Annotated in this window: 14 protein-coding genes, 2 tRNA genes and 3 rRNA genes; 15 read left to right on the forward strand and 4 right to left on the reverse strand. The window is 41.4% G+C overall.

Features of this window, described 5'->3' with window-relative positions; translation table 11 throughout:
* Positions 1-293 precede the first annotated feature (293 nt).
* From ACLCDV_RS04585 to ACLCDV_RS04650, 14 genes are all read left to right on the forward strand, one after another.
* Positions 294-1,406: a hypothetical protein gene (locus ACLCDV_RS04585; protein WP_411972999.1), complete on the forward strand. Its 1,113-nt coding sequence runs from the start codon at positions 294-296 to the stop codon at positions 1,404-1,406.
* 355 nt (positions 1,407-1,761) lie between these two features.
* Entirely contained in the window at positions 1,762-2,205 is a 444-nt protein-coding gene (gene rplK, locus ACLCDV_RS04590) for a 50S ribosomal protein L11 (protein ID WP_070566323.1), read from the forward strand.
* 22 nt (positions 2,206-2,227) lie between these two features.
* Positions 2,228-2,926 carry a 50S ribosomal protein L1 gene (gene rplA, locus ACLCDV_RS04595; RefSeq protein ID WP_046672240.1) on the forward strand — a complete coding sequence of 233 codons (699 nt, stop codon included), beginning with the start codon at positions 2,228-2,230 and terminating at the stop codon, positions 2,924-2,926.
* Between the two features lie 2 nt (positions 2,927-2,928).
* Positions 2,929-3,447 (forward strand): 50S ribosomal protein L10, encoded by a 519-nt coding sequence (rplJ, locus tag ACLCDV_RS04600; RefSeq protein WP_046672239.1) that lies wholly within the window; start codon positions 2,929-2,931, stop codon positions 3,445-3,447.
* Positions 3,448-3,525: 78 nt separating this feature from the next.
* The gene (gene rplL / locus ACLCDV_RS04605) at positions 3,526-3,903 is read left to right on the forward strand and encodes a 50S ribosomal protein L7/L12 (RefSeq protein WP_002992785.1); all 378 of its coding nucleotides are present in this window, start codon (positions 3,526-3,528) and stop codon (positions 3,901-3,903) included.
* 168 nt (positions 3,904-4,071) lie between these two features.
* Complete coding sequence (rpoB, locus tag ACLCDV_RS04610) at positions 4,072-7,881, forward strand: DNA-directed RNA polymerase subunit beta (protein WP_317668300.1); 3,810 nt, start codon at positions 4,072-4,074, stop codon at positions 7,879-7,881.
* A gap of 72 nt (positions 7,882-7,953) precedes the next feature.
* Positions 7,954-12,231, forward strand: coding sequence for a DNA-directed RNA polymerase subunit beta' (gene rpoC / locus ACLCDV_RS04615; protein WP_294345514.1), 4,278 nt, complete (start codon positions 7,954-7,956; stop codon positions 12,229-12,231).
* A gap of 532 nt (positions 12,232-12,763) precedes the next feature.
* Positions 12,764-12,925, forward strand: a complete 162-nt coding sequence (locus ACLCDV_RS04620) for a hypothetical protein (protein WP_201670127.1) — start codon at positions 12,764-12,766, stop codon at positions 12,923-12,925.
* A 112-nt stretch (positions 12,926-13,037) separates the two neighbouring features.
* Positions 13,038-14,567: ribosomal RNA gene (locus tag ACLCDV_RS04625) — 16S ribosomal RNA — on the forward strand.
* A gap of 120 nt (positions 14,568-14,687) precedes the next feature.
* Positions 14,688-14,761 (forward strand) — tRNA-Ile (locus tag ACLCDV_RS04630).
* Positions 14,762-14,772: 11 nt separating this feature from the next.
* Positions 14,773-14,846, forward strand: a tRNA-Ala gene (locus tag ACLCDV_RS04635).
* Positions 14,847-15,074: 228 nt separating this feature from the next.
* Positions 15,075-17,956 (forward strand): 23S ribosomal RNA (locus ACLCDV_RS04640).
* A 126-nt stretch (positions 17,957-18,082) separates the two neighbouring features.
* Positions 18,083-18,194, forward strand: a 5S ribosomal RNA gene (rrf, locus tag ACLCDV_RS04645).
* The 16S, 23S and 5S rRNA genes sit together here with 2 tRNA genes alongside, the layout of an rRNA operon.
* Positions 18,195-18,348: 154 nt before the next feature.
* Positions 18,349-19,236 carry a DUF4886 domain-containing protein gene (locus ACLCDV_RS04650; RefSeq protein WP_411973000.1) on the forward strand — a complete coding sequence of 296 codons (888 nt, stop codon included), beginning with the start codon at positions 18,349-18,351 and terminating at the stop codon, positions 19,234-19,236.
* Between the two features lie 265 nt (positions 19,237-19,501).
* Here the strand turns inward: ACLCDV_RS04650 and sucD are convergent, their stop codons facing one another.
* Together sucD and ACLCDV_RS04660 are read right to left on the reverse strand one after the other, a co-directional pair.
* Positions 19,502-20,374 (reverse strand): succinate--CoA ligase subunit alpha, encoded by an 873-nt coding sequence (gene sucD / locus ACLCDV_RS04655; protein ID WP_070564656.1) that lies wholly within the window; start codon positions 20,372-20,374, stop codon positions 19,502-19,504.
* 90 nt (positions 20,375-20,464) lie between these two features.
* Positions 20,465-20,998, reverse strand: coding sequence for an RNA methyltransferase (locus tag ACLCDV_RS04660; RefSeq protein ID WP_317668298.1), 534 nt, complete (start codon positions 20,996-20,998; stop codon positions 20,465-20,467).
* Positions 20,999-21,111: 113 nt separating this feature from the next.
* On the opposite strand from ACLCDV_RS04660, the gene rpsT reads away from it, so the two are divergent.
* Positions 21,112-21,366 (forward strand): 30S ribosomal protein S20, encoded by a 255-nt coding sequence (gene rpsT, locus ACLCDV_RS04665; protein ID WP_046671646.1) that lies wholly within the window; start codon positions 21,112-21,114, stop codon positions 21,364-21,366.
* Positions 21,367-21,514: 148 nt separating this feature from the next.
* On the opposite strand, the gene ACLCDV_RS04670 is transcribed toward rpsT, so the two are convergent.
* Together ACLCDV_RS04670 and ACLCDV_RS04675 are read right to left on the reverse strand one after the other, a co-directional pair.
* Positions 21,515-22,366, reverse strand: a complete 852-nt coding sequence (locus ACLCDV_RS04670; RefSeq protein WP_075991192.1) for a DUF1080 domain-containing protein — start codon at positions 22,364-22,366, stop codon at positions 21,515-21,517.
* Positions 22,367-22,405: 39 nt separating this feature from the next.
* Positions 22,406-23,239 carry an AraC family transcriptional regulator gene (locus tag ACLCDV_RS04675; protein WP_411973001.1) on the reverse strand — a complete coding sequence of 278 codons (834 nt, stop codon included), beginning with the start codon at positions 23,237-23,239 and terminating at the stop codon, positions 22,406-22,408.
* Positions 23,240-23,315 lie beyond the last annotated feature (76 nt).

A 23,315-nucleotide genomic window follows, 5' to 3' on the forward strand; every position in this document is an offset into this window, starting at 1 on the left:
TTCGCGTTAAATTTGTCGCTATATAACCACAGGTTGTGGTACAACTATTTCATAATGTCTATTTTTGGAACAGTACTTAAATCTAAATAATTATGGAAATTAAGAAGCTTTTAAAATTTGTAGCGGTAGTAGCGGTGCTTACTTTCATTATTTATGTTATCATGAATAGTAGCGCTCTTATTGAAGCATTTAATGAAGGGTATAATAGAACTAGAAATAAATAAGTAGAATTATAGAAGATTATCGGATACTGTTAATCCCTAATTAATAAAAGACAAATAAAAAGGACTGAAATGAAATATGAAATAAGAATAGGGTTTATTATCGGGATACTAATGATGATTTCTGTTTTGACCAATGCACAAATTAAAGTCATTGATAGCCTAACACAGGAACCTATAAGTGGTGTCAATCTGTATGCGGATAACGGTAGCTTACTTGGTGCAACAAATATAGCCGGAGAAGTTGTGTTGGATTCGTTGAAACAGGAAAAGACCGTTAATCTAACTTTTCAGCATGTTGCCTATAGTAGTTTGATGGTGCCTTTTTCGGAAGTAAAGACGATGGGCAAGATCAAAATGGTTTCCCGCTCAATTAAGATTGATGAAGTCGCGATAGGTGATCGGACCAAGACTGACTATGTTGTTTTAAAAGGGTATTTTCGGAACCTTGCTTCACTTAATAATAAGATGGGATATTTTGTCGATGGTATAATAGCGTATTATATTCCACTAAAGAATAAGAAAGAAAAGGTCCGGTTTATTTTGAAAGAGTACCGGATTTTTGAAAATAAAGTTGCTACGCAGGACCTCGCAGACAAGATGGGAACTTTTTTTTCCTATAACCCAAGCGTGATCAATTTAAAAAGTACTTCGATCGCCTATCAGTTGCCGAAAGGGTTTCGGTTGGAGGTGGATAATGGTCGGCGGTTTATAAAACAGGGGAGTACAAACATGGGTTTTGTACAAGTTTCGAAGGAGAGAAAAGGGCAGGTGTATCTTAATCGGGTAGCGCCGGGGACTGTAATAGATCAGAGGATATTTAAAATACAGGGGCGTCAACATAGTGGCGTAACGATAGAAACGTATGCGAATGTAAATCTGGATAATTTAACAATGGATCATTTGGTCAGTGTCGTTAGGTCAGCTGTTGCTAGCGTTAAGAAAAAGAGCCAAGCTGAATATACTCCGATAGAGTCATATGATGAATTTTATGTGCTTGAAAAGGAATATATCACCAAAGACCAATTTACTGAATACAAAAAGCAATTTGCAAAAAGTATATTTCTGAAAGGAAGCAGTAATTATCGGAACACTTATTGGGATGATCTCGATAGCTACGGAATTCCCGCTTTGCCTAAAGGGATTAAAGATCAATTGGGAAATATTTTAAAAATTAGAGAGTAGCCTTATCGGGGCTTACGGTCGAATTATCAAAAATTGAAACCTAACCCGATGAAATACATGCTATATATGTTGGTTATTAGTGTTTTTTTTTATTGTATTGGTAAATAGTTTTGATGGCTTTTATGCTCGGGGTGAATAGGGCGGTCGGTGATATATTTGAAAAATAAACGAATGGATGCCAGCTTTTTAAAAAAAGTATAAATTCCTGAAAAATTAAAAGTTAGATACTTGCAGGATTCAAATCTTCTTATTAACTTTGCACCTCGGTTGGGGTGTTACGTCCTGGCCGATGAATGTTACGTTATTTGCTTCCAACTTACTAACAGACATTTAACAAAATTAAATTCAAAACAAAATGGCAAAAGAAGTCAGTGCGTTAGTAAAATTACAAGTTAAGGGCGGAGCTGCGAATCCTTCACCTCCAGTAGGACCTGCATTAGGTGCTAAAGGTGTGAATATCATGGATTTCTGTAAGCAGTTTAACGCTCGTACGCAAGACAAACCAGGTCAAGTATTGCCTGTTGTCATTACAGTTTACGCTGATAAATCATTTGATTTTATCATCAAGACTCCACCGGTAGCAGTTCAGTTGAAAGACGCTGCTAAATTAAAAAGTGGGTCTGGCGAGCCTAACCGTAAAAAAGTTGCGGCTATCACTTGGGAACAAGTTGAGACAATCGCTAAAGATAAAATGCCTGATTTAAATGCATTTACTGTAGAGGCTGCTATGAAAATGGTAGCTGGTACAGCACGTAGTATGGGTATTACTGTATCAGGTAATGCTCCTTGGAACAATTAATTAAGAAATCAATTTAAGAAAAGTGGCTAGATTAACAAAAAATCAAAAAGCGGCACTATCCAAAATTGAAGCTGGTAAAGCATACTCTTTGAAAGAAGCTTCGGCTTTAGTTAAAGAAATCTCATTGACCAAATTTGATGCTTCTGTGGATATCGACGTTCGTTTGGGCGTAGATCCTCGTAAAGCAAATCAAATGGTTCGTGGTATTGCAACATTACCTCACGGTACTGGTAAAACTGTTCGTGTTTTAGTTTTATGTACTCCTGATAAGGAAGAAGAAGCTAAAGCGGCAGGTGCAGACTACGTAGGTTTAGATGATTACATCAGCAAAATTGAAGGTGGTTGGACTGACGTTGATATCATTATTACTATGCCTAGTGTTATGGCTAAAGTTGGTAAATTGGGTCGTATTTTAGGTCCAAGAAACTTGATGCCTAACCCTAAAACTGGTACAGTTACAACAGAAGTTGGTAAAGCTGTAACAGATGTAAAAGGTGGTAAGATCGATTTCAAAGTTGACAAAACCGGTATCATCCATACTTCTATTGGTAAAGCGTCGTTCGATGCAGATAAGATATATGATAACGCACTAGAGGTATTACAAACTCTAGCTCGTTTGAAACCATCTGCAGCTAAAGGAACTTACTTTAAAAGTATTCACATTTCCTCAACTATGAGTCCTGGTATTCATATTGAGACTAAATCAGTAGCAGGTATTTAATCATGAGAAAAGAAGAAAAACAAGAAATTGTTCTAGCTTTGGCCGAACAGATTAAATCTTACGGTAACTTCTACATTACCGATACTGCTGAGTTGTCAGTTGAAAAAGTGAATAACATTCGTCGTAAATGTTTTGAACAAGGCATCGAGATTAAAGCTGTGAAAAACACTTTAATCAAGAAAGCATTAATCGAAGCTGGTGTTGATGAAGAAGAAATCTTTGGAACGCTTAAAGGAGCGTCTACAATGATGTTTTCAGAAGTCGCTAATGCGCCTGCGAAATTAATCAAAGAATTGCGTAAATCAGGTGAAAAACCGTTGTTAAAAGCGGCTTTCATTGAAGCAACTGCATTCGTTGGAGATAATCAATTAACTGCATTAGTTAATCTTAAATCTAAAAACGAACTTATTGCGGACGTTATCGCAGCCTTGGAATCTCCTGCGAAAAATGTTATTTCAGCTCTTCAATCAGGAGGAAATACTGTTGCAGGTTTAGTAAAAGCTTTAGAAGAAAGAGGTTAACGAATCCTCTAGAACAGAAACATTCGTTACAATTTAATTAACAATTTTTATAAAGTACATTCAAAAATTCAAAATAAAATGGCAGATTTAAAACAACTTGCTGAACAGTTAGTTAACTTAACAGTAAAAGAAGTTAAAGAATTAGCTGATATCTTAAAAGACGAGTATGGCATCGAGCCTGCTGCTGCTGCTGTTGCTGTAGCTGCTGCTCCAGCTGAAGGTGGTGCTGCTGCTGCAGAAGAGAAAACTTCATTTGACGTTATCTTGAAAGAAGCTGGTGGTCAAAAATTAGCTGTAGTTAAATTGGTTAAAGATTTAGCTGGATTAGGCTTGAAAGAAGCTAAAGATTTAGTTGACGGAGCACCTAAAGAATTAAAAGCTGGTGTATCTAAAGACGAAGCAGAAGCTTTGAAAAAACAATTAGAAGAAGCTGGTGCTGTTGTTGAGATTAAATAATCTCAACTAATTAGCCCGAAAAGGTTTAGACTCTGACGATTTTTCGTCAGAGTCTATTCCTATTTATATCAATACGCCACTATGCTGTGTATATGCTGGGCACAGTGGAAAGGTGGTTTACAGCATAAGTGTAAGCGCAGTTTTTTTAAAACTAAAATTCATATTCCCTTGGCAAACAATAATATTCAACAAGAAAGAATAAACTTTGCGACAAGTAAGAAAGTATTGGAATATCCAGATTTCTTAGATGTGCAATTGGAATCTTTCAAGGAGTTTTTTCAATTAGAAACTACTTCTGACAACCGCCATCAGGAAGGGCTGTTCAAGGTATTCTCGGAAAACTTCCCTATTTCTGATTCAAGAAACATTTTTGTGCTAGAGTTTTTGGATTATTTCATTGATCCACCACGTTATGATATCCAAGAGTGTATCGAGCGCGGCTTGACTTATAGCGTTCCTTTAAAGGCTAAGTTAAAGTTATCTTGTAATGATGAAGAACACGAAGATTTCGAAACTATTGTTCAGGACGTATATTTAGGGACTATCCCTTATATGACTCCTAAAGGTACTTTCGTGGTAAATGGTGCAGAGCGTGTCATCGTATCGCAATTACACCGTTCACCAGGCGTTTTCTTTGGTCAAAGTAGACACACAAATGGTACTAAACTTTATTCTGCAAGGGTAATTCCTTTCAAAGGATCTTGGATCGAATTTGCAACTGACGTAAATAACGTCATGTATGCGTACATCGACCGTAAAAAGAAATTCCCAGTTACGACCTTATTGCGTGCTATCGGTTACGATTCGGATAAAGATATCTTAGAATTGTTCGACTTAGCGGATGAAGTAAAAGTTAGTAAATCTGGTCTTAAAAAATATGTTGGTCGTCGTCTTGCGGCTAGGGTATTGAAAAAATGGGTGGAAGATTTCGTGGATGAGGATACGGGTGAAGTTGTATCTATCGACCGTAACGAAATTATCCTTGAACGTGAAACTGTTCTAGAAGATGATCACATTGATTTAATCATCGAAGCTGGTGTTAAGTCTATTATCTTAGCGAAAGACGATGAGTCAAACAATGCGGACTATTCTATTATATATAACACTTTACAAAAAGATACGTCCAACTCAGAAAAAGAAGCGGTAGAACATATCTATCGTCAATTGCGTAACGCTGAACCACCAGATGAGGAAACCGCTCGTGGTATCATCGATCGTTTATTCTTCTCTGACAAACGTTACGATTTAGGTGATGTAGGTCGTTACCGTATCAATCGTAAGTTGAAGTTGGGAACTCCGGATGATACGAAAGTATTAACCCGTGAGGATATCATTGCGATTGTGAAGTATTTGATCAATTTGATCAACTCTAAAGCTGAAGTAGATGATATTGACCACTTGTCAAACCGTCGTGTACGTACTGTAGGTGAACAATTATATGCTCAATTTGGTGTCGGTTTATCTCGTATGGCCCGTACAATCCGTGAGCGTATGAACATCCGCGATAATGAGGTATTTACGCCTACAGATTTGATTAACGCACGTACACTTTCGTCGGTAATCAATTCGTTCTTCGGTACGAACCAGTTGTCTCAGTTTATGGACCAAACTAACCCTCTTGCTGAAATTACGCACAAGCGTCGTTTGTCAGCTTTAGGTCCAGGTGGTCTTTCTCGTGAGCGTGCAGGTTTCGAGGTTCGTGACGTTCACTATACACACTACGGTCGTCTTTGTACAATTGAAACTCCAGAGGGTCCAAACATCGGTTTGATCTCCTCATTGGCTGTACATGCGAAAATTAACCACTTAGGATTTATCGAAACGCCTTACCGTAAGGTGAAAGATGGGGTTGTTGTGGTCGACGAGCCAGTCGTATATTTATCTGCTGAGGATGAAGATGGTAAAACAATCGCACAAGCGAATGCTTTGTATGATGACAAAGGTAATTTCGAAGATGCGAAAGTGAAAGCCAGATATGAGGGTGACTTCCCAATTATCGAGCCTAATATGCTTGATTATATGGACGTTGCTCCAAACCAAATTACATCTATTGCAGCTTCATTGATTCCTTTCTTGGAACACGATGATGCCAACCGTGCATTGATGGGATCGAACATGCAACGTCAGGCCGTGCCTGTATTGCGTCCACAAGCTCCTATCGTAGGTACTGGTCTTGAAGGTCGTGTAGCGAAAGATTCACGTACATTGATCAATGCGGAAGGTCATGGTGTAGTTGAATATGTAGATGCTGATGAAATCAAAATCCGTTACGACAGAAACGACGATGATCGTCTTGTATCATTCGATGATGATGTCAAAACGTATAAATTGATCAAATTCAAGAAAACCAACCAAAATACATGTATGAACTTGAAGCCTATCGTTAAGAAAGGTCAACGAGTTGAACCAGGACAGGTATTATGTGAAGGTTATGCAACTGAAAATGGTGAATTGGCATTAGGTCGTAACTTGAAAGTAGCGTTCATGCCTTGGCAAGGATATAACTTTGAGGATGCGATTGTAATTTCTGAGCGTGTAGCGAAAGAAGACTGGTTTACTTCTCTTCACATTGAAGAATTCGAACTTGAAGTTCGTGATACAAAACGTGGTGAAGAAGAGTTAACGGCTGATATTCCTAACGTATCTGAAGAAGCGACAAAAGACTTAGACGAAAACGGTATTATCCGTATCGGTGCTGAAGTTGGTGGTGGTGATATCTTAATTGGTAAAATCACACCTAAAGGTGAGTCAGATCCTTCTCCAGAAGAGAAATTATTGCGTGCAATCTTCGGTGATAAAGCTGGTGACGTGAAAGATGCTTCATTGAAAACTCCACCGTCATTAAAAGGTGTTGTTATCGATACGAAGTTATTCTCGCGTGCGAAGAAAATGTCTAAAGAGGTTGAACGTAAAACTTTAGAAAAACTAGAGGTTGCTCACGATAGAGCTGTTAAATCATTGAAAGAGCGTTTGGTTGAAAAATTATTCACTGTAGTGAATGGTAAAACTAGCCAAGGTGTCTACAATGTATATAAAGAGTTGTTGGTTGCTAAAGGTGCTAAGTTTACACAAAAAATCTTAGCTGAATTAGATTACAACAACATCAACCCAATGGGATGGACAACTGACGAAGATAAAAACGAGTTGATCAAAATGGCCCTTCATAATTACAACATCAAAATTAATGAAGAGCTAGGTTCGTTCAAACGTGATAAATTCGCAGTATCTGTCGGTGATGAACTTCCATCAGGAATTGTGCAGATGGCTAAAGTTTACGTTGCTAAAAAACGTAAGTTGAAAGTAGGGGATAAGATGGCCGGTCGTCACGGTAACAAAGGTATCGTTGCACGTATCGTACGTGACGAGGATATGCCATTCTTAGAAGATGGAACACCGGTTGATATCGTGTTGAACCCACTAGGGGTACCTTCACGGATGAACTTGGGACAGATCTACGAAACCGTATTGGGTTGGGCAGGTCAAAAATTGGGTGTGAAATTTGCTACACCTATCTTTGATGGTGCTGAAATGGATCAGGTACAAGATTGGGTTGCGAAAGCTGGCCTACCAAAATCTGGACGTACATACTTGTACAACGGATTGACAGGTGACCGTTTCGATCAACCGACGACAGTGGGTGTAATCTACATGTTGAAATTAGGTCACATGGTTGATGATAAAATGCACGCACGTTCAATCGGTCCGTACTCATTGATCACGCAACAACCTTTGGGTGGTAAAGCGCAATTCGGTGGTCAACGTTTCGGTGAGATGGAGGTTTGGGCATTGGAAGCATTCGGTGCGTCTAACATCCTTCAAGAAATCTTGACTGTGAAATCGGATGACGTGGTTGGTCGTGCCAAAACTTACGAGGCAATCGTAAAAGGTAACAACCTTCCGACACCATCGGTACCAGAATCGTTCAACGTATTGGTACACGAGTTACGTGGATTGGGTCTAGATATCACATTGGATTAATTAAGCAAATAGGGCTTTGAAGGGCTCCAGTCCTTCAAAGCTTCTTTATAAAGCTTTAACTTTTGAATAAGTATGTCTTACAAAAAAGATAATAAAATTAAAAGCAACTTCACTTCGATTACGATAAGCTTGGCTTCTCCAGAAACTATTTTGGAACGCTCAAGTGGTGAAGTTACAAAACCGGAAACGATTAACTATCGTACCTACAAACCAGAACGTGACGGTTTATTCTGTGAGCGCATTTTTGGTCCTGTGAAGGACTACGAATGTCACTGTGGTAAATACAAACGTATCCGTTATAAAGGTATCGTATGTGACCGTTGTGGTGTTGAAGTAACTGAGAAAAAAGTACGTCGTGAGCGTATGGGACACATCAATTTGGTGGTTCCTGTTGCACACATTTGGTACTTCCGTTCTCTTCCTAATAAAATTGGTTATTTATTGGGACTTCCTACCAAGAAATTGGATATGATCATTTACTACGAACGTTATGTGGTTATCCAAGCTGGTATTAAGGAAGAAGATGGTATCAACTTTATGGACTTCTTGACTGAAGAAGAATATTTAGATATTTTAGATACCTTACCAAAAGAAAATCAATATTTAGACGATAACGATCCTCAAAAATTCGTTGCCAAGATGGGTGCTGAGGCGTTAGAAGATTTGTTGAAACGTATTGATTTGGATCAATTGTCATACGATTTACGTCACCAAGCTGCTAACGAAACTTCTCAACAACGTAAAAATGAAGCGTTAAAACGTCTTCATGTGGTTGAGGCTTTCCGTAGTTCACGTGAAAATATCGAGAATCGTCCAGAATGGATGATTGTGAAAATCGTTCCAATCATTCCACCTGAGTTGCGTCCTTTAGTGCCTTTGGATGGTGGTCGTTTTGCGACTTCGGATTTGAATGACTTATACCGTCGTGTGATTATCCGTAACAACCGTCTAAAACGTTTGATCGAAATCAAAGCTCCTGAAGTAATCTTACGTAACGAAAAACGTATGCTTCAAGAAGCGGTAGACTCTTTGTTTGACAACTCACGTAAAGTGAACGCTGTGAAGACAGAAGGTAACCGTGCATTGAAGTCTTTATCTGATATTTTGAAAGGTAAACAAGGTCGTTTCCGTCAAAACTTGTTAGGTAAGCGTGTGGATTATTCGGCTCGTTCGGTAATTGTTGTAGGTCCGCACTTGAAATTACACGAGTGTGGTCTTCCTAAAGATATGGCTGCAGAACTTTACAAACCGTTTATCATCCGTAAGATGATCGAGCGTGGTATTGTAAAAACAGTAAAATCAGCTAAGAAAATCGTTGATCGTAAAGATCCTGTGGTATGGGATATCCTTGAAAATGTATTGAAAGGTCACCCTGTATTGCTAAACCGTGCACCTACGCTTCACCGTTTGGGTATTCAGGCTTTCCAACCTACCTTAGTAGAGGGTAAAGCTATTCAATTACACCCATTAGTGTGTACAGCGTTCAACGCCGATTTTGACGGTGACCAGATGGCAGTCCACTTACCGCTTGGTAATGCTGCAGTTTTGGAAGCCCAAATCTTAATGTTAGGCGCGCACAATATCTTAAACCCTGCGAATGGTTCTCCAATCACAGTACCATCTCAAGACATGGTATTGGGTCTTTACTATATTACTAAAGGCCGTAGAACTGCTGGCGATCACATCGTAAGAGGTCAAGATATGACTTTCTATTCGGCTGAAGAGGTTATCATCGCTTTAAATGAGAAGCAAATTGACCTTCACGCTTGGATTAAAGTAAAAACAAAAGTTAGACAAAAAGATGGTAGCATCGTTGATACCTTATTAGAAACAACTGTAGGTCGTGTGATCTTCAACCAAGTTGTTCCTGACGAAATGGGATTTGTCAATGAATTGCTTACGAAAAAATCTTTGCGTAATATCATCGGTGAAATTGTGAAGACTACGGGTATGGCCCGTGCAGCACAGTTCTTGGATGATATGAAAGAATTGGGATATCAAACAGCCTTCAAAGGTGGTCTTTCGTTCAACTTGGAAGATTTGAACATTCCTGCTGCGAAAGCTGAATTGATTCAACAAGCAACTAACGAGGTTGAAGAAGTAATGAATAACTATAACATGGGTTTCATTACAAACAACGAACGTTACAACCAAATCATCGATATCTGGACGCGTATCAACAACAGATTGACGGCACACGTTATGGATATTCTTTCGAATGATAACCAAGGTTTCAACTCCGTTTACATGATGTTGGATTCTGGGGCCCGTGGTTCGAAAGAGCAGATCCGTCAGTTATGTGGTATGCGTGGTTTGATGGCGAAACCTCAAAAATCAGGTACTTCTGGTGGTGAGATTATCGAAAACCCGATCTTGTCAAACTTTAAAGAAGGTTTGTCTGTATTGGAGTACTTTATCTCTACCCACGGTGCGCGTAAAGGTCTTGCCGATACGGCATTGAAAACAGCGGATGCGGGTTACTTGACTCGTCGTTTACATGACGTAGCGCAAGATATGATCGTTGTGGAGCAAGATTGTGGTGGTTTACGTGGTATTTATACAACAGCATTGAAAGATAATGATGATGTTGTTGAGCCATTGTTCGATCGTATTTTGGGTCGTACACCATTGCATGATGTTCTTCATCCGGATACTGACGAATTGATCGTTTCTGCAAATGAGGATATCACTGAGGAAATTGCCGAAACTATCGAAAAAGCAGGTATCGAAGGAATTGAGATCCGTACGGTATTAACTTGTGAGTCTAAGCGTGGTGTTTGTGCTTGTTGTTACGGACGTAACTTGGCGTCAGGTAAGCGTGTTCAGTTAGGGGAAGCTGTGGGTGTTATCGCCGCTCAATCAATTGGTGAGCCAGGTACACAGTTGACACTTCGTACATTCCACGTGGGTGGTACGGCATCGAACATTGCTGCTGATTCAAGTATCATTTCTAAATACGATGGTAAGATCGAATTTGAAAACGTACGTACAGTTTCGCAAACGAACGATAATGGCACACATCAGGTAGTCTTAGGACGTTCTGGTGAGGTTAAAATCATCGATGCACATAATAAAATTGTTTTCCAACAAAATATCCCTTACGGTTCGCAGTTATTCGTTGAAGATGGCAGCTCCGTGTCTAAAGGTGATAAATTGGTAGAATGGGATCCTTATAACGCGGTAATTATTTCTGAATTTGCTGGTAAGGTGGAGTTTGATGCAATTATTGAAGGTGTTACCTTCCGTGAAGAATCAGATGAGCAAACTGGTCACAAAGAAAAAGTGATTATCGAGACACGTGATAAAACGAAAAACCCATCCATTAAGATTTTAGATAAATCTGGAGAAGTTATCCGTACATACAATATTCCAGTGGGAGCGCACGTTGCTGTTGCCAATGGTGTGACCGTGAAAGAAGGTGGTATCTTAGTTAAGATCCCTCGTTCTACTGGTAAAACGCGAGATATCACGGGTGGTTTACCGCGTGTAACCGAGTTATTCGAAGCACGTAACCCTTCTAACCCTGCTGTAGTAACAGAAATCGACGGTGTGGTAACATTAGGCGGTGTGAAACGCGGTAACCGTGAGATGTCTATCGAGTCTCGTGATGGTCAAATCAAGAAATACTTGGTGCCACTTTCTAAACATATCCTTGTTCAGGATAATGACTTTGTGAAAGCTGGTATGCCATTATCAGATGGTTCGATCTCTCCAGCGGATATCTTGTCGATCAAAGGTCCATCAGCTGTGCAACATTACATTGTAAATGGTATCCAAGAGGTATACCGTCTGCAAGGTGTGAAGATCAACGATAAACACTTCGAAACGATCGTTCACCAAATGATGCAAAAAGTTAACATTGAAGATCCAGGAGATACTCGTTTCTTAGAAAAAGAAGCTGTAAACAAATGGGATTTCATGGAGGAAAATGATTCCTTGTTTGACAAGAAAGTCGTTGTTGACGCAGGAGACTCTAATAGTTTACGTCCGGGACAAATTGTTTCTTTACGTAAATTAAGAGAAGAGAACTCTAGTCTGAAACGCCGTGACTTAAAACTTGTAGAAGTTCGTGAAGCAATTCCAGCGACTTCAAGTCCATTGTTGCAAGGTATCACCAGAGCTTCATTGGGTACAAAATCGTTCATCTCAGCAGCTTCTTTCCAAGAAACTACTAAAGTGTTGAACGAGGCTGCTATCGCAGGTAAACGTGATAACTTATTAGGTTTGAAAGAAAACGTAATCGTTGGTCACTTGATCCCTTCAGGTACAGGTATCCGTCAATACAGCAACTTAATCGTAGGTTCTCGCGAGGAATACGATCAATTGTTGGCTTCGAAAGAAGAAGATTAATCGTTACTCGATTATTTTATATAAAGGTCCAAGTGTATACTTGGACCTTTTTTCGTTTTTATGTACCTCCGGATTACAGTATATTTTCTCCTAATCTTTAGGGATCAGAAAAGGGAATGGGTTGTATTTTCTTATCATTATGGAAATTTATACTGCCGAAATGCTTTATAGCGGAGGTAATTTCCCTTATCGGTATCCGCTAATTGGTGGGAAATGTAAGTCGTTATTGATTGTGGATTTTGTCTTCGTTGCCCTTATATGCCTTTCTTCGGTAGGCTTTTCCTGAAATAATCTCTCAATGTTACAGGTAGTTAAGGGAAAAATGAAAATAATAAGAACAAAAGGCTTGGAAGTTTGTTCCTAAACTCCCTATCTTTGCACCACTCCGCAAGGGAGGGACGGTTACCCCGAAAGAGGGAATCCTAAAAAAAGAAGGGTTTAAGAGAAGTCTGGCAGGATCTAGAATCCCGTTCAGTTTATTTTAAACGCGGAAATCGAAAAAAGGGGAAAGAAAAAAAACTTAAAAAAGTTTTTGGAAGTTCAGAAAAGATTTCTACCTTTGCAGTCCCAACGGAAACGGAGGGAAAAACAAAACGATAAAGAGTGGCGCAATGCCCATCGGAATAAAGCGGATACGGAAGTTGAAGCGACAAAGTTCTTTAAGAAAACACAATCATGTAAGCGTGACGAGTAGACAAACGAAAGTCATGAACAAATTCAAGTAATTCGTTCAATTCGATCCAAGATCAGAGATATAAAAAAGAATTCTGATTATTATAAATAGTTGGAATCAAAAACTTCATTTTACAATGGAGAGTTTGATCCTGGCTCAGGATGAACGCTAGCGGCAGGCCTAATACATGCAAGTCGGACGGGATCCATCGGAGAGCTTGCTCGAAGATGGTGAGAGTGGCGCACGGGTGCGTAACGCGTGAGCAACCTACCTCTATCAGGGGGATAGCCTCTCGAAAGAGAGATTAACACCGCATAACATCAACAGTTCGCATGTTCAGTTGATTAAATATTTATAGGATAGAGATGGGCTCGCGTGACATTAGCTAGTTGGTAGGGTAACGGCTTACCAAGGCGACGATGTCTAGGGGCTCTGAGAGGAGAATCCCCCACACTGGTACTGAGACACGGACCAGACTCCTACGGGAGGCAGCAGTAAGGAATATTGGTCAATGGGCGGAAGCCTGAACCAGCCATGCCGCGTGCAGGATGACTGCCCTATGGGTTGTAAACTGCTTTTGTCCAGGAATAAACCTAGATACGTGTATCTAGCTGAATGTACTGGAAGAATAAGGATCGGCTAACTCCGTGCCAGCAGCCGCGGTAATACGGAGGATCCGAGCGTTATCCGGATTTATTGGGTTTAAAGGGTGCGTAGGCGGCCTATTAAGTCAGGGGTGAAATACGGTGGCTCAACCATCGCAGTGCCTTTGATACTGATGGGCTTGAATCCATTTGAAGTGGGCGGAATAAGACAAGTAGCGGTGAAATGCATAGATATGTCTTAGAACTCCGATTGCGAAGGCAGCTCACTAAGCTGGTATTGACGCTGATGCACGAAAGCGTGGGGATCGAACAGGATTAGATACCCTGGTAGTCCACGCCCTAAACGATGATAACTCGATGTTGGCGATAGACAGCCAGCGTCCAAGCGAAAGCGTTAAGTTATCCACCTGGGGAGTACGCCCGCAAGGGTGAAACTCAAAGGAATTGACGGGGGCCCGCACAAGCGGAGGAGCATGTGGTTTAATTCGATGATACGCGAGGAACCTTACCCGGGCTTGAAAGTTAGTGAAGAGTGCAGAGACGCACTCGTCCTTCGGGACACGAAACTAGGTGCTGCATGGCTGTCGTCAGCTCGTGCCGTGAGGTGTTGGGTTAAGTCCCGCAACGAGCGCAACCCCTATGTTTAGTTGCCAGCATGTAGTGGTGGGGACTCTAAACAGACTGCCTGTGCAAACAGAGAGGAAGGTGGGGACGACGTCAAGTCATCATGGCCCTTACGTCCGGGGCTACACACGTGCTACAATGGATGGTACAGCGGGCAGCTACATAGCAATATGATGCTAATCTCTAAAAGCCATTCACAGTTCGGATTGGGGTCTGCAACTCGACCCCATGAAGTTGGATTCGCTAGTAATCGCGTATCAGCAATGACGCGGTGAATACGTTCCCGGGCCTTGTACACACCGCCCGTCAAGCCATGAAAGTTGGGGGTACCTAAAGCATGTTACCGCAAGGAGCGTGTTAGGGTAAAACCGATAATTGGGGCTAAGTCGTAACAAGGTAGCCGTACCGGAAGGTGCGGCTGGAATACCTCCTTTCTAGAGTATCGAAGATCGGTGCTCGTCACGTTACATATGATTGCAGAAGAAAAAACATCAGAAGAAAGTGCCCGCCCCTAAGGGAGCAGGACCGAGAGAAAGAGATGAACAAGATAAGCTAGTCCCGTAGCTCAGTTGGTTAGAGCACTACACTGATAATGTAGGGGTCAGCAGTTCAAATCTGCTCGGGACTACGAAAACGTTTGGGGAATTAGCTCAGCTGGCTAGAGCACCTGCCTTGCACGCAGGGGGTCAACGGTTCGAATCCGTTATTCTCCACATCTCCGGGGAAGTGTATAGCGATATACTTCATATATACCGGAAAAAGAGTTCTTTGACATATTGAAAGAGAAAAAAAATTACAAGAGAAGACAACAGTATAGAGACAATACGTGTATGTGTCTGATGTAAAGAGGAGACCCTCGGTCAAGGCCGGACGAATCTTTACGTAGCATAGGTGTATATATATCAAAAGCAGCCGCATAGTAGCAAAAGGCTATGCCGGTGAAGAAAGTAAATAAGGGCACACGGGGGATGCCTAGGCTCTCAGAGGCGAAGAAGGACGTGATAAGCTGCGATAAGCTTTGGGGATTGGCAAATGCGACTTGATCCAGAGATTTCCGAATGGGGCAACCTGACTATTTGAAGAATAGTCGTATAAAACGCGAACGCGCTGAACTGAAACATCTAAGTAGGCGTAGGAGAAGAAAATAACAATGATTTCCCAAGTAGTGGCGAGCGAACGGGAAAGAGCCCAAACCGATCATGTTACGGCATGGTCGGGGTTGTAGGACCACGACATTGTACAGCGCTATGAACTGGAAGCAGGTGGGAAACTGCGCGACAAGGGTGAGAGCCCCGTACAGGTAAAGAATGTTGACATAGTGGTATCCTGAGTACCGCGGGACCGGAGAAATCCTGTGGGAATCCACCAGCACCATCTGGTAAGGCTAAATACTCCTGAGAGACCGATAGTGAACCAGTACCGTGAGGGAAAGGTGAAAAGAACCCCGAACAGGGGAGTGAAAAGAACCTGAAACCGTGTGCTTACAAGCGGTTGGAGCAGGCAGGTCCTGTGACAGCGTGCCTTTTGCATAATGAGCCTACGAGTTACTCTTGTCTGGCAAGGTTAAGTCCTTCAGGGACGCAGCCGAAGCGAAAGCGAGTCTTAATAGGGCGCATAGTCAGATGAGGTAGACGCGAAACCTTGTGATCTACCCTTGGGCAGGTTGAAGTTGCAGTAACATGTAATGGAGGACCGAACCGATAAACGTTGAAAAGTTTCCGGATGACCTGAGGGTAGGGGTGAAAGGCCAATCAAACTGGGAAATAGCTCGTACTCCCCGAAATGTTTTTAGGAACAGCGTCGGCGTAGAGTTTGATAGAGGTAGAGCTACCGATTGGGTGCGGGGGAGTCAAATCCTACCAAATCCAGACGAACTCCGAATGCTATCAAATATAGCCGGCAGTGAGGCTTTGGGTGCTAAGGTCCAAGGCCGAGAGGGAAAGAACCCAGACCATCAGCTAAGGTCCCCAAATTCGTTCTAAGTTGAACTAACGAGGTCCGGTTGCCCAGACAGCTAGGATGTTGGCTTGGAAGCAGCCATTCATTTAAAGAGTGCGTAACAGCTCACTAGTCGAGCGGCCGGGCGTGGATAATAAACGGGCATCAAGAACGGTACCGAAGCTATGGATTTGTACTGAAAGATGTACATCTGGTAGGGGAGCATTCCATCGCCGGAGAAGCAGTTTGGCAATGAACTGTGGAGGTTATGGAAAAGCAAATGTAGGCATAAGTAACGATAAGGCGGGTGAGAAACCCGCCCACCGAAAGACCAAGGTTTCCTGATCAACGTTAATCGGATCAGGGTCAGTCGGGACCTAAGGCGCACCCGAAGGGGGCAAGCCGATGGACAACTGGTTAATATTCCAGTACTCTTCATAACTGCGATGTGGTGACGGAGTAGTGACACTGCCGCGAACTGACGGAATAGTTCGTTGAAAGGCGTAGGTATAGGGACGGTAGGCAAATCCGCCGACCCTGCTGAACCCCAATAGTACAGCAAAGCTTCGGTGGCGCTGATAGAGCAGGTAAACAGACTTCCAAGAAAACCCGCTAAGCTTCAGGTTATGAAGACCCGTACCGCAAACCGACACAGGTGGTCGAGGAGAGAATCCTAAGGTGCTCGAGTGAGTCATGGCTAAGGAACTCGGCAAAATGGCCCTGTAACTTCGGGAGAAGGGGCGCTGTCTCGTAAGAGCAGCCGCAGTGAAAAGGCCCAGGCGACTGTTTAACAAAAACATATGGCTTTGCAAAATCGCAAGATGAAGTATAAGGCCTGACACCTGCCCGGTGCTGGAAGGTTAAGAGGGGATGTCATCGCAAGAGAAGCATTGAATCGAAGCCCCAGTAAACGGCGGCCGTAACTATAACGGTCCTAAGGTAGCGAAATTCCTTGTCGGGTAAGTTCCGACCTGCACGAATGGTGTAACGATCTGGGCGCTGTCTCAGCCATGAGCTCGGTGAAATTGTGGTATCGGTGAAGACGCCGATTACCCGCAACGGGACGGAAAGACCCCATGCACCTTCACTATAGCTTAACATTGAGATTGGGTACAGGATGTGTAGGATAGGCGGGAGATGTTGAAGTGGCTTCGCCAGGAGTCATGGAATCAACCTTGAAATACCGCCCTTTCTGTATTCGGTTTCTAACTCCCTTATGGGGAGGACATTGTTTGGTGGGTAGTTTGACTGGGGTGGTCGCCTCCAAAAAGGTAACGGAGGCTTTCAAAGGTAAGCTCAGTACGCTTGGTAACCGTACGTGGAGTGCAATGGCATAAGCTTGCTTGACTGTGAGACCGACAAGTCGAACAGGGTCGAAAGACGGACATAGTGATCCGGTGGTTCTGTATGGAAGGGCCATCGCTCAAAGGATAAAAGGTACGCTGGGGATAACAGGCTGATCTCCCCCAAGAGCTCATATCGACGGGGAGGTTTGGCACCTCGATGTCGGCTCGTCACATCCTGGGGCTGGAGAAGGTCCCAAGGGTTGGGCTGTTCGCCCATTAAAGTGGCACGCGAGCTGGGTTCAGAACGTCGCGAGACAGTTCGGTCCCTATCTGTTGTGGGCGTTGGAAGTTTGAGTGGATCTGACCTTAGTACGAGAGGACCGGGTTGGACAGACCTCTGGTGAACCTGTTATGCCGCCAGGTGTACGGCAGGGTAGCTACGTCTGGAATAGATAAGCGCTGAAAGCATCTAAGTGCGAAACTAGCCACGAGATGAGACTTCCTTATAGGGTCGTAGAAGATGACTACGTTGATAGGCCATAGGTGTAAAGGTTGAGAGACCAAAGCCAAGTGGTACTAATAGCCCGAAGCTTTCTCAAGCAGACAGACACTGTTGTCTTCCTCTTTAATTTTTGAAACATACAGGAAACGAACCTCTTTCAATACATATGTCAGTTGGCATGAAAAACATGATATGAATATCATAGATCATCCAATAAAGATTTTTAGGTGCCTATATCGGCGGTGTCTACCTCTTCCCATTCCGAACAGAGCAGTCAAGCCCGCCAGAGCCGATGGTATTGCCGTAACAGGTGGGAGAGTAGGTCGGTGCCTTTTTTTACACGGAAGCCCTTGCTGGAAACAGTCAAGGGCTTCTTTCGTTTGGATACTTCCATGGCCATAACACTTCCGCCACTACACTTCCTTTCTTTCTACTATCATTCGTATTTCTACGAGATATTAGCTAATTTAGTTGTTATTGCATTGTATTATGATGAAAGTAAAACAGGTATTGGTATTCGGCTTTTTAGTCTTGTTCTTTTTGAAGAATAACCGTTTATATGCACAAAGTAAATCTTTAGACGATGGCGTGTTGCGTATTTTGGCTATTGGTAATAGTTTCTCTGAAGATGCTATTGAACAGAATTTATATGACCTGGCGAAAGCTGGGAAGAAGAAGATTGTGATCGGTAATCTCTATATTGGTGGAGCCCCTTTAAGTTTACATGTAAGTAACGGGAAGGAAGACAAAGCCGCTTATCGCTATCGCAAAATCAATACTGACGGGCAAATGTCTGAAAAGACTAATGCGCGGCTATCTGAGGCGCTGATAGACGAAGCATGGGATTATATCAGTTTTCAACAAGCAAGCCCACTGTCAGGAGATTATGATTCATATGCGAAAGATCTCCCTCCTTTATATGATTACGTAACGAAGCATGTTGCATTTCCTGAAACGAAGTATATTTTACATCAGACTTGGGCCTATCAAAATGGTGCGTCTCATGAAGGCTTTGTCCTTTATAACCGTAGCCAGGATAAAATGTATAACGCTATTGCTCGTACTTCGCAGGAAGTCTTTAATTGGGGTAATTTTGATTTATTGGTTCCGTCGGGGACGGCGGTTCAGAACGCACGTACCAGCTTTCTTGGAGATCATTTGACGCGCGATGGCTATCATCTAAATTTGGATTACGGACGTTTTGTTGCTGCATGTACCTGGTATGAGGCGTTATTCCATGAAAATGTACTGAACAATACATTTTTACCGCTGAAGGTAACCTATGTAGAGGGAGAAATTGCGCGGATGGCAGCACATAAGGCGGTGGAAGCTCCTTATGTCGTTACAGCATTGAATAGCTATCAATTAATGAATTAATATTTATATGCACATCAAAAAGAGCTATTTGATCGAATTGGATCATGAGACGAAAAATACGAGACGTATGCTCGAACTTTACCAGACGATAAATAATTAGATTGGCACCCGCACGATAAATCAATGAGTCCAGACGAATTGGCTTCTCGCGTGGTCGGACTACACAACTGGGGACATCAGGCAATACCAAAAGATGTATTTGATCAAACATATAAAAAAAGGGAATCAAATTTGATTCCCTTTTTTTATATGCTCGATGGTCTAATTATTTAGCCAATTCTTCTGCGATTGCTTTTCCAATTTCAGCTGGAGATTCAACAACACGAATACCACACTCGCGCATGATTTTCATTTTTGCAGCAGCAGTGTCGTCTGCACCGCCAACAATTGCACCAGCGTGTCCCATACGACGTCCTGGAGGCGCTGTTTGACCTGCGATAAATCCAACAACAGGTTTAGTACCGTGTTCTTTGATCCAACGAGCAGCTTCAGCTTCCATTCCACCACCGATCTCACCGATCATGATGATCGCTTCTGTTTCAGGGTCATTCATTAATAATTCAACAGCTTCTTTGGTTGTTGTACCAATGATAGGGTCACCACCAATTCCAATTGCTGTTGTGATACCTAATCCTGCTTTTACAGTTTGATCTACGGCTTCGTAAGTTAAAGTTCCTGATTTAGAAACAACACCTACATTACCTTTTTTGAAGATAAATCCTGGCATGATGCCGATTTTAGCTTCGCCTGCAGTGATGATACCTGGGCAGTTAGGACCGATCAAACGAGAGTTTTTGTCGCTCAAGTAAGATTTTACTTGGATCATATCTTTTGTTGGGATACCTTCTGTAATACAAACAATCACTTCGATACCAGCAGCGGCAGCTTCCATGATCGCATCTGCAGCAAATGCTGGAGGTACAAAAATAATAGAAACATTAGCTCCTGTAGTGTCAACTGCATCTTGCACAGTATTGAATACAGGACGGTCTAAGTGTTGTTGACCACCTTTACCAGGAGTAACACCACCAACTACATTTGTTCCGTACTCAATCATTTGAGTAGCATGGTAAGTACCTTCGTTGCCAGTGAAACCTTGAACGATTACTTTTGAATCTTTATTAACTAATACACTCATTTCTTCTTTAAATTTTGCACACAAATCTACTATTTTGCTTTCTAAAATGGAAGCAATGTGAATAGGAATGTGACCTTTATTGATAAATTTTTAATTGAAATTGCGTTTTTGGATAAAATCCCAAAGAATAATGCCAATTGCGACAGATACATTTAAGGAATGTTTGGTTCCGTATTGGGGGATTTCGATGCAGGTATCAATTTTTTCCATGACATCTTCATCTACTCCATTGACCTCATTTCCAAAAATCAATGCATACTTTTTGTCATTTTCTGGTTTAAACTGATGCAACATAACGCTATCATCTGCTTGCTCGATGGCAATAATGACATACCCTTCTGACCGAAGCTGATCAACAACAGCTGTGGTATCTTTGTGGTATTCCCAAGCAACTGATTGAGTAGCCCCGAGGGCGGTCTTTTCGATTTCGCGATGGGGAGGTGTGCCCGTAATGCCACACAAGTATATTTTTTCAATAGCAAATCCGTCGGCAGTACGGAAGGCTGAGCCCACATTATGCATGCTCCGTACATTGTCCATAACGATTGTGATAGGAGTTTTTTCTTGTTTTTTAAACGATTCAACATCTGTACGTTGAAGTTCATCCATCGATAATTTTTGCATGTCGCAAATATACTAAACCTAAAAAATAAAATAGATTTTGAATATTGAAAATAAGGTGTTATTTTTGCAGTCCGAATTACAAGAAAAAATTGAATAAAAATTAGCTAAAAAAAATGGCAAATCATAAATCAGCGATCAAAAGAATTAGAGCAAACGCTACTAAACGTTTAAGAAACCGTTACCAAGCAAAAACTACACGTAACGCAATCAAAAAATTACGTCACACTACTTCTGCAGAAGAAGCAAAAACATTGTTACCACGCGTAATTTCTATGCTTGATCGTTTGGCAAAGAAAAATGTGATCCACAAGAAAAAAGCTTCTAACAACAAATCTAAGTTAACAAAATTTGTTAACGGTTTAGCGTAAGCTTTTCGTATAGATATAGAGGGGTACAGCTCGCTGTATCCCTTTTCTTTATGTTATATACTTTGGATTTCTCTTTCCAAGCGAATGGTAAATAAAAAAGCATCGATATTCGATGCTTTTTTATTTTAAAACTGACTTGCAGTGTTTTTTATTGTTGCAAATTTGGAAGTAACTCTGCGATGACCTTTTTCAATTTGTTGGGATCTTTCATGTAAGGTTCCAAATCGTAAAGTTCCACCTTTTTGAAATCAATAGGATGACTCTCGCTCTGCAGTGAAATAGTCCCCTTACTTAAAAGCTGACCATCCTTTTTCACTTTAGGATCGAAACCACTTACATTGCCGCCACCAATTTGGGGTTTATTATACTGTAATACGACCTTGTTTTCAAGGATATGTTGCACAAGTGAGTCTCCCAATACCAAGAAATCAGCAGTTACCCATTGATCTCCAGCATAGGTTTTTGATGTTGAGCTGATGCAATGTGGTGTAAATAGTTTATTGTCGATCACAACGTTTGTGCCTGGTGTACAAAGGTTACTTGTAGTCCGTTCGTCCTTGCCATTTCCACCCAGCAGTTGCCCTTCGATCGATATTGGAAAGTCTTGATCAACACCCATGGTATTTGGATCCTGTCCATGTAGCATGGCTCCGCTATTACGCCAAGCCCAACCTTCTCCACCATTTACCTGTTCACCAACAAATCTGTAAGTGACGCGCAATAAATAAGCTGAGAATTCTTTATTGTAGAATAGATGGCCATACTGAAAATTGAAATTATCATAACCATCATATCTTACTTTGAGTAAACCGTCTTCTACACGAAACGTATTTTTATAATTATCCCCAACTTTGTGGTTTCTGATTTTTGGGGTCCAGTTCTTCAAATCTTTCCCATTAAATAACTGAATGGGTTTGGGTTTCTTATCTTGAGATTTGGCAAATAAAGAAGTGCTGAGCAATAAAATTCCAGCACTATAAATGATATGTTTGAATTTCATCCTGAATTAGGTTTATTGACCTAAATTAGGTAAACATTTTTAAATAAGCAATTCTTTTTGTTTGACATATTCGCTTGGACGGATACCGACGACCTTATTGAATGTGTTACTAAACGTGGGGAGGCTATTGTATCCAACTTTGAGAGCAACTTCATTTACACTTAGTTTTTCGTCTAAAAGGAGCTTAAGAGCAGTCAGCATTCTGAGAATCGTGTAGTACTGGATAAAAGACATATTTAATTCTTTTTGAAATAGTCTGGCTAATGTACGTTCACTAATGTTAAATAATCCGGCAAGTTTTTTAAAGCTGACATTTTCCTCTATATTCTCTTCGAGGTAAGTGACGATATCCTTTAATTTCTGATGATTAGGATAGGGCAAGGCTAAAGGAAGCTCATGCAGCGATAATTCCGGCAGGATAAGTTTAAATGCTGTAGCGATACTATATTTAGGTTCTTCGACCGGAAATATATTGCCATTCCAGCGGTTGGTAAACATAATCAGTTCTATCAAAAGATCATTTACTGGATAGATTCCCATTTTGCTGTAGAAGGGTGCGTCATTATTGGTTTTGGGAAAGTACAAATTACGCATAACGACCTCCGGGGTACTTGGATGAATACTATGTTTTATGCCAGCAGGAATCCACAAATAATGTCGGGCAGGTAAAAAATATGATTTTTCCTCTGTCTTAACAAATACGACACCGCCTTCTGTATATAAAAATTGGTCCTTTTCGTGGCAATGTTCGGAAATATGATTCTCTGCAATAATAGCGTGGTGACAGTAAATGCTATCTTCAAATGAGTCTACTTCCGTCATATAATAACGGTTGACATATTTAGCATCTGTCGTTATATCTTGTGTATTCATTTTAACCTATAATACGATGTCACAAAGGTAAGACTTTTTTACTAGACCCCACCTTTACTTCTTGAAAGTGAGTGTA

This window comes from Sphingobacterium sp. Lzh-3, from assembly GCF_046764375.1.
In the GTDB taxonomy this organism is placed as follows: Bacteria; Bacteroidota; Bacteroidia; order Sphingobacteriales; family Sphingobacteriaceae; genus Sphingobacterium.

What these genes read in the sequence shown, in the direction of transcription:
- ACLCDV_RS04585 (WP_411972999.1), top strand. Translation starts at nt 294, where the DNA reads ATGAAATATGAAATAAGAATAGGGTTTATTATCGGGATACTAATGATG.
- rplK (WP_070566323.1), top strand. Translation starts at nt 1,762, where the DNA reads ATGGCAAAAGAAGTCAGTGCGTTAGTAAAATTACAAGTTAAGGGCGGA.
- rplJ (WP_046672239.1), top strand. Translation starts at nt 2,929, where the DNA reads ATGAGAAAAGAAGAAAAACAAGAAATTGTTCTAGCTTTGGCCGAACAG.
- rplL (WP_002992785.1), top strand. Translation starts at nt 3,526, where the DNA reads ATGGCAGATTTAAAACAACTTGCTGAACAGTTAGTTAACTTAACAGTA.
- rpoC (WP_294345514.1), top strand. Translation starts at nt 7,954, where the DNA reads ATGTCTTACAAAAAAGATAATAAAATTAAAAGCAACTTCACTTCGATT.
- ACLCDV_RS04650 (WP_411973000.1), top strand. Translation starts at nt 18,349, where the DNA reads ATGATGAAAGTAAAACAGGTATTGGTATTCGGCTTTTTAGTCTTGTTC.
- sucD (WP_070564656.1), bottom strand. Translation starts at nt 20,374, where the DNA reads ATGAGTGTATTAGTTAATAAAGATTCAAAAGTAATCGTTCAAGGTTTC.
- ACLCDV_RS04660 (WP_317668298.1), bottom strand. Translation starts at nt 20,998, where the DNA reads ATGCAAAAATTATCGATGGATGAACTTCAACGTACAGATGTTGAATCG.
- rpsT (WP_046671646.1), top strand. Translation starts at nt 21,112, where the DNA reads ATGGCAAATCATAAATCAGCGATCAAAAGAATTAGAGCAAACGCTACT.
- ACLCDV_RS04670 (WP_075991192.1), bottom strand. Translation starts at nt 22,366, where the DNA reads ATGAAATTCAAACATATCATTTATAGTGCTGGAATTTTATTGCTCAGC.
- ACLCDV_RS04675 (WP_411973001.1), bottom strand. Translation starts at nt 23,239, where the DNA reads ATGAATACACAAGATATAACGACAGATGCTAAATATGTCAACCGTTAT.